Consider the following 7,064-nt stretch of genomic DNA (forward strand, 5'->3'; position numbering starts at 1 on the left):
GATATAAAAAACTCGATAAAAATACTCTTTGGTTCTTAACTAATGACAGAAGGAGGCTCGGCGCAAGCCTCCTTCCGGGCAGGTATCACTCCCCTGCTCCACCGCCAACTCGCGAGTCAGGGCCTCAGTGGAATGCGCCGGCGAACGAGGTGTCGATCACGCTGGAAGTGTCGAAGGCCTTGGGCAGCGCGCCGGTCTGCAGGAGGAAATCGGCGGTGCCCTGGTAGTCGGCGGCAGCCTGCGAATCCACCGGGCCGACGCTCATGGCGGCCTGGCCGATCCAGTGGCGGGAAACGGACTGGTCCAGGTTGGCCTTCTTCGCCCAGATGTCGGCGTATTGCTCCTTGTGCGCTTCGACCCAGACGCGGGCCTTCTGCAGGCGGCCGAGGAAGTCGGCGATCTGCGCGCGCTTGGGGTCGATGGAGTCGGCGTTGGCGGCGATGCTCGACAGCCCCGGCATCAGGTTGCGGGCGGTGAGGATCGGGCGTGCGCCGGAGAACACGATCTGCTGCGAGATGTAGGGCTCCCACACCGGGAAGGCGTCGATGCTGCCGCGTGGCAGTGCCGCGGCCGCGTCGATGGGCATCAGTTTGACGAACTCGACGTAGTCACTGGGCAGGCCGGCTTTCTCCAAAGCTCGCAGGGTCAGTTGCTGGCTCCAGGCGCCGGGCCAGTAGGCGACCTTCTTGCCTTTCAGATCGGCGATGGTCTTCACCGGCGAATCCTTGGGCACCAGCAGCGCGATGGTGTCGGGGTTCTGCCGGGAAATCCCGATCAGCTTCACCGGCGCGCCCTTGGCGGCGAGGAAGATGAAGCCCGAGTCACCGAGGAAACCCAGGTCCAGCGCGCCAGCCTGCAGTCCTTCGGCCACTGGCGCAGCAGACTGGAAATGCTTCCAGTCGACGGTATAGGGCGCGCCTTCGAGCACGCCGGAGGCTTCCATGGAGGCGCGTACGTTGTAGTAGTTCTGGTCACCGACCCGCAGCGTCGGCAGGTCGGCGGCCTGGGCCAGCGGCGCGCCCAGCAGGAGCGCGGCGAAGGTGACGCGCAGGCGTTGTTTCAGGTTCATCGAAAAGCTCCTCAACCGGCCCGACGCAATTGCGGCAGGCGGGCGATCTGTTCATGGATGGCGGGAATCAGGCCCTGGCCGTAGCGCACGGCGTCGCCGAGCGGGTCGAAGCCACGGATCAGGAAAGTGGAAACACCCAGGCGGTAGTACTCGCCCAGCGCCGCGGCGACCTGCTCGGGCGTGCCGACCAGTGCGGTGGAGTTCCAGCGCGCACCGGTCAGGCGGGCCACGCCGGTCCATAGCCGCGTGTCGAGCACATCGCCCTGCTGTGCGGCGGCCAACAGACGCTGGGAGCCGACGTTCTCCGGCTTGTGGTCGTTGAGCGGCAGACCCAGGCGGGAGCGGTTGTCGCGCACCTGTTCGACGATCTCGGCGGCGCGTTTCCAGGCGGCCTCCTCGGTGTCCGCGACTATCGGGCGGAAGGACACCGAGAAGCGCGGATCGCGCCCCTGCGCCTGGGCGGCGGCACGTACCCGGCGGATATGCTCGTCGACGGCGGCCAGTGGTTCACCCCAGAGCATGTAGGTGTCGGCGTGGCGTGCGGCAACCTCGATGGCGGCCTCGGACGAGCCGCTGAAATAGATCGGGATGTGCGGTTTCTGCCGTGGGCGCACGGCCGGTGAAGCGCCCTGGAAGCGATAGAACTCGCCGTGGAAATCCACCGGCTGCTCGGCCGTCCAGATGTTGCGCAGGGCCTGCAGATATTCGTCGGTACGGGCGTAGCGGCGGTCGTGGTCGAGGTAGTCGCCGTCGCGCGCCAGGTCTTCGTCGTTGCCGCCGCTGACCACGTTGAGGGCCAGGCGGCCGTCGCTGAACTGGTCGAGGGTGGCGAGCTGGCGGGCGGCCAGCGGCGGCGCGATCACGCCCGGCCGGTAGGCCAGCAGGATGCCCAGGCGTCGGGTGGCGGCAGCCACGAAGGAGCTGACCACCGCGCCCTCGGCGGCATTGCTGAAGTACCCCACCAGCACCCGGTCGAAACCGGCGTCCTCATGGGCCTGGGCGAATTGCCGGACGAAGCCGGCATCCACCGCGTCCCCCAACGGCTGATCCACCTCGGAACTCGGGGTGGCGGTGATCATGCCGAGAATTTCCACGCTCACTGTGTTGCCCTCGCCTGGGCCGCTGACTGAATCCGGCGGCTTTCGTTATAAGAAAAACGTCTTGTCTGACGTCGTTCTTAGAAGCTATAGGCAAGCACTTCATGATGGAAATTCATTTTTGTCATATCCTAATATGCAAATAGCGCATATTTAAGCGTGACCAAGTTGCGCGCTTCGCTTTCCGCTTTTCGTAGGAGCGAGCTTGCTCGCGAACAGAGCCACGACGGCACCCTCCGGCTGGCACAGGAGTAAAGGGGGTTCGCGAGCAAGCTCGCTCCTACAGGGGGATTCAGGCCGGGGATATATCCAAGCCTCTGGCCACCGCGCTACCGAACAGCCGGGCCGGCGTTTCCAGGTTGGCCAGCAGCCGCGGGCGCACCAGCCAAAGCTGGATCAGCGGGCGGAAGTCTTCCAGGTCGAGCACCTGCAACTGCTCGCGGTACTGGCTGCGCGCCAGGGCCGGCGCTGGCACCAGGCCGAGCCCCCTGCCCTGCGCCACCAGCCCGAGCTGAAGTTCGCTGCCGAAGGTTTCCAGGTTCAGCTGCAGGCCCAGGCCCTGGTCGGCCAGGGCGCGCTGCAGGCCGGCGCGGAAGCCGCAACCGTCCGGGTTGAGCACCCAGCCCTGCTGCTGACAGTCGAGCAGACGATGGGCTTGCAAGTCGCTGGCCTTCGACGCCACCACGCACAGCTCGACCTGCCCCAGCGGCGTGGCGCCCAGGTCATCGGGGAATACCTTGCTCGGCGGGAACAGCACCACCGCTGCATCCAGCTCGGCGTTTTCCAGACGTGCCAGCAGATGGCTGCCCCAGCCGCTGCTGACCTGCGCGCGCAACTCGGGATACTCGTCGGCCAGTTGCCGCAGCGCTTCGAGCAGCACCACCTCGCCGATGCTCTGCGGCACCCCAAGGCGCAGCACACCGCTGGGCGCCGAATCGCTGGCGACCAGCTCGCGCAGCCCGTCCACCTCGCGCAGCACCCGCCGGCACTGCTCAAAGACCCGCAACCCGGCGGCGGTCGGCTTGAGCGGCTTGGTGTTGCGATCGAGCAATTCCACCCCGAGGGATTCCTCCAGGCTCTGCACCCGTCGGGTGATCGCCGACTGGGTCAGCCCCAGGCTTTCGGCGGCTTGGCTGAGGGAGGCGTTGCGGATCACCGCGACGAAGGCGTCGATGTCATCGATCTTCATGGGGCAAACACCAATTGCATTTCTTGCATATTAGCTTAGATTCAAAATGCATTTCAGGAATAAAAATACGTTTGCTACCGTAGCGCCAAACCTGACCGGAGTGAAATTTTCCGCATGTCTGCCCCTCTGCGCCTTGACCGCCTGCGCCAGTTCATCGGTGACCTGGCGAACCTGATCGACACCCAGCCCGACGAAGCCGCGCTGCTCGCCCAGGCCGGCCCGCTGCTGGCCGAACTGGTGCGCCACGACGACTGGCTGCCCGGCGACTACGCCCGCCCCGATCCACAGCGCTACCAGCAGTACCTGCTGCACGCCGACTCGCAACAGCGCTTCTCGGTGGTCAGCTTCGTCTGGGGCCCGGGCCAGCGCACGCCGGTGCACGACCACCGCGTCTGGGGCCTGATCGGCATGTTGCGCGGCGCCGAATATTCGCAGCCGTTCGCCTTCGCCGCCGATGGCAGCTTGCAAGCCAGTGGCGAACCTCACCGGCTGGAGCCGGGCGAAGTGGAAGCGGTGTCGCCGCGCATTGGCGACATCCACCAGGTCAGCAACGCCTTCGCTGACCGCTCCTCCATCAGCATCCACGTCTACGGCGCCAACATCGGCGCGGTGCGACGTGCCGTCTTCAGTGCCGAAGGTGAAGAGAAACCCTTCATCTCCGGCTATTCCAACAGCCAGTTGCCCAACATCTGGGACCTGTCGAAAGAGAACCCCGCATGAGTCAGATTGCCCGCCGTACCTTCCACGACATCCGCGCCGCCCTCCTCGCTCGCCAGGAGCTGATCCTGCTCGACGTGCGCGAGGAAGACCCGTTCGCCCAGGAGCACCCGCTGTTCGCCGCCAACGTGCCGTTCTCCAAGCTGGAACTGGAGATCTACGCCCGCGTGCCGCGCCGCGACACGCCAGTGACCGTGTATGACGATGGCGAAGGCCTGGCCGAACTGGCCGCGCAACGCCTGCTCGACCTCGGCTACAGCGACGTCGCCCTGCTCGACGGCGGCCTGGCCGGCTGGCGCGCTGCCGGCGGCGAGCTGTTCAAGGACGTCAACGTACCAAGCAAATCCTTTGGCGAGCTGGTGGAAGCCGAACGCCACACCCCTTCCCTGGCTGCCGAGGAAGTCCAGGCGCTGCTCGATGCCAGGGCCGACGTCGTGGTGCTCGACGCCCGCCGCTTCGACGAATACCAGACCATGAGCATCCCCAGCGGCATCAGCGTGCCCGGCGCCGAGCTGGTGCTGCGCGTTGCCGAACTGGCGCCGAGCCCGGCCACCCGCGTCATCGTCAATTGCGCCGGGCGCACCCGCAGCATCATCGGCACCCAGTCGCTGGTGAACGCCGGCATCCCCAACCCGGTGTCGGCGCTGCGCAACGGCACCATCGGCTGGACGCTGGCCGGGCAGCAGCTGGAGCATGGCCAGGCACGGCGTTTCGCCGAGGTTGGCGCAGACACCCGCCAGTCCGCCGCCCAGCGCGCCCGCGCCGTGGCTGACCGTGCGCAAGTCGCCCGCATCGACCGCGCCGGCCTGCGCCAATGGCAGGCAGAGAGCGCCCGCACCACCTACCTGTTCGACGTGCGCACTCCGGAGGAATACGAAGCCGGTCACCTGCCCGGCTCGCGCTCCACTCCCGGAGGCCAGTTGGTTCAGGAAACCGACCATGTCGCCAGCGTGCGCGGTGCGCGCCTGGTGCTGATCGATGACGATGGCGTGCGCGCCAACATGAGCGCCTCCTGGCTGGCCCAGATGGGCTGGCAGGTCGCCGTGCTCGACGGCCTGGCCGCCGCCGATTTCAGCGAACAAGGCGCCTGGGCTGCCCCGCTGCCGGCCAAGCCGCAGGCCGAAACCATCGCCCCGCAGACCCTGGCCGACTGGCTGCGCGCTCCGGGCACCGCCGTGCTCGACTTCACCGCCAGCGCCAACTACGTCAAGCGCCACATCCCCGGCGCCGCCTGGGCCCTGCGCAGCCAGCTGCGCGAGGCGCTGGCCCGGCTCGGTGATGCCGACCGCTACGTGCTCACCTGCGGCACCAGCTTGCTGGCGGGCTTTGCCGTGGCCGACCTGGCGGCGCTGACCGACAAGCCAGTGTTCCTCCTTGAGGGCGGCACCAGCGCCTGGGTCGCCGCCGGCCAGCCGACCGAGGAAGGCGAAAGCCTGCTCGCCGCGCCGCGCATCGACCGCTACCGCCGTCCTTACGAAGGCACCGACAACCCGCGCGAAGCCATGCAGGGTTACCTCGACTGGGAGTTCGGGTTGGTGGAGCAACTGGGCCGCGACGGCACCCACGGCTTCTTCGTGATCTGAAGCAGCAGAACCCGGCTGCCCTTTGAGAGCGGCCGGGCTTTATCTCAGGACATGCCTGGCGCACACGCGCTGGCAGCAGCAGCGAAAGGGAAATCACATGATCGAAGGCAAGACGCTGGTCATCATCGGCGGGACTTCCGGCATCGGCCTGCGCGCCGCGCGCTTGGCCGTGCAACGCAGTGCGCGCGTCGTTCTGGGTGGACGCGACGAAGCACGGCTGGCCAGCGTGGTGGAGAGCCTTGGCCCCAGCGCCGAGGGCTACCCGGTGGACAACACCGACCGCCAATCGCTGGGTGAGTTCTTCGCCCGCCTCGACCGGGTCGATGGCCTGTTCACGCCGGCGGCCAGCTATCAGGTTGCCGACTTCAACGAGCAGGATGAAGAGAAAGTGCGCAGCGCCTTCGAGCGCAAGTTCTGGCCGCAATACTGGGCGGTGCAGGCCGCCCTGCCCGTTCTCGCGCCGGAGGCCGGCATCGTGCTGGTTGGCGGCGCAGCCGGTGCGCGCCCGGTGCCGGGAGCGGCGTCCTATGCAGCCTGCAACAGCGCCATCGAAGGCCTTGCGCGTGCGCTGGCGGTGGACCTGGCGCCACGCCGGGTCAACGTCATCGCCCCCGGCACGCTGGATGGCGAACTCTGGCAAAGCCGCGACCCGCAGCTGCGCGAGAGCGCCTTCGCACATTACGCCCAGAGCACCCTGCTCAAACGCGTGGGGACAGTCGAGGATGCAGCCGATGCCGCGCTGTTCCTGCTCGGCAATCCCTACATGACTGGTGCGACCCTTTCGCCGGACGGCGGCTACACCCTGCGCTAGCCGGGCAAAAAGAAGGGGCGCTTCTGCGCCCCTGCTCTCGCCTCAGCGTGGCTCCAGGCCGACCGAGACGAACTTGGTGTCCAGGTATTCCTGGATACCCCAGACGCCACCCTCGCGGCCGATGCCGCTCATCTTCACCCCGCCGAACGGCGCCTGGGCGGTGGACGGCGCGCCATCGTTGATGCCGACGATGCCGTAGTCCAGCCGCTCGGATACCCGGTGCGCGGTGTCGAGGTCGCGGGTCCACAGATAAGCAGCCAGCCCGTAGGGCGTGTCGTTGGCCGCCGCCACCACCTCATCCACCGTGTCGAATTCGATGATCTTCGCCACCAGCTCGTCCCAGCCGCCCACGCGGTACAGGCACAGCGGCAGCAGCAGGAACATCATGCCGACCGTCTTGATGATGAACTGGGCGATGTCGGTGAGCGTCAGCGACCACATGCCGCCCAGGCTGGAATACAGCACCACGACGCCGCCGCAGAGCAGGATCGACAGCCAGAACGGCAGCCCCACCTGGGTGTAGATGTTCAGGCTCGACAGGCCGAGGAACAGCGGGATCAGCGCGCCGCAGATCGACAGCGGCACCGTGACCATGATC

General features: G+C 67.1%; 6 protein-coding genes and 1 pseudogene. 3 read left to right on the forward strand and 4 right to left on the reverse strand.

Going from position 1 to position 7,064, the window contains the following annotated elements; translation table 11 throughout:
- Positions 1 to 124: 124 nt before the first annotated feature.
- The 3 genes from QO207_RS29735 to QO207_RS29745 all read right to left on the reverse strand — a co-directional run bounded on the left by QO207_RS29735 (position 125) and on the right by QO207_RS29745 (position 3,355).
- Positions 125 to 1,069 (reverse strand): ABC transporter substrate-binding protein, encoded by a 945-nt coding sequence (locus QO207_RS29735; RefSeq protein ID WP_301535837.1) that lies wholly within the window; start codon positions 1,067 to 1,069, stop codon positions 125 to 127.
- Positions 1,070 to 1,080: 11 nt separating this feature from the next.
- On the reverse strand, positions 1,081 to 2,148 hold the full coding sequence (locus QO207_RS29740) for an LLM class flavin-dependent oxidoreductase (RefSeq protein ID WP_301535838.1): 1,068 nt from the start codon (positions 2,146 to 2,148) through the stop codon (positions 1,081 to 1,083).
- Positions 2,149 to 2,458: 310 nt separating this feature from the next.
- Positions 2,459 to 3,355: a LysR family transcriptional regulator gene (locus QO207_RS29745; RefSeq protein WP_301535839.1), complete on the reverse strand. Its 897-nt coding sequence runs from the start codon at positions 3,353 to 3,355 to the stop codon at positions 2,459 to 2,461.
- 114 nt (positions 3,356 to 3,469) lie between these two features.
- Between QO207_RS29745 and QO207_RS29750 the strand changes: the two genes are divergently transcribed.
- The 3 genes from QO207_RS29750 to QO207_RS29760 all read left to right on the forward strand — a co-directional run bounded on the left by QO207_RS29750 (position 3,470) and on the right by QO207_RS29760 (position 6,466).
- Complete coding sequence (locus tag QO207_RS29750) at positions 3,470 to 4,075, forward strand: 3-mercaptopropionate dioxygenase (protein WP_301535840.1); 606 nt, start codon at positions 3,470 to 3,472, stop codon at positions 4,073 to 4,075.
- A complete protein-coding gene (locus QO207_RS29755) occupies positions 4,072 to 5,655 on the forward strand; it encodes a rhodanese-related sulfurtransferase (RefSeq protein ID WP_301535841.1) in 1,584 nt (527 codons plus the stop codon). The genes QO207_RS29750 and QO207_RS29755 overlap by 4 nt, the downstream gene beginning before the upstream one ends.
- Positions 5,656 to 5,752: 97 nt before the next feature.
- Positions 5,753 to 6,466 carry an SDR family NAD(P)-dependent oxidoreductase gene (locus tag QO207_RS29760; RefSeq protein WP_301535842.1) on the forward strand — a complete coding sequence of 238 codons (714 nt, stop codon included), beginning with the start codon at positions 5,753 to 5,755 and terminating at the stop codon, positions 6,464 to 6,466.
- A gap of 42 nt (positions 6,467 to 6,508) precedes the next feature.
- Here QO207_RS29760 and QO207_RS31580 read toward each other — a convergent pair.
- Positions 6,509 to 6,976 (reverse strand): annotated as a pseudogene (locus QO207_RS31580) (aldehyde dehydrogenase family protein); the annotation flags it as partial.
- Positions 6,977 to 7,064: the final 88 nt, after the last annotated feature.

It is taken from the genome of Pseudomonas sp. CAN1 (assembly GCF_030462585.1).
Classification (GTDB): Bacteria; Pseudomonadota; Gammaproteobacteria; order Pseudomonadales; family Pseudomonadaceae; genus Pseudomonas.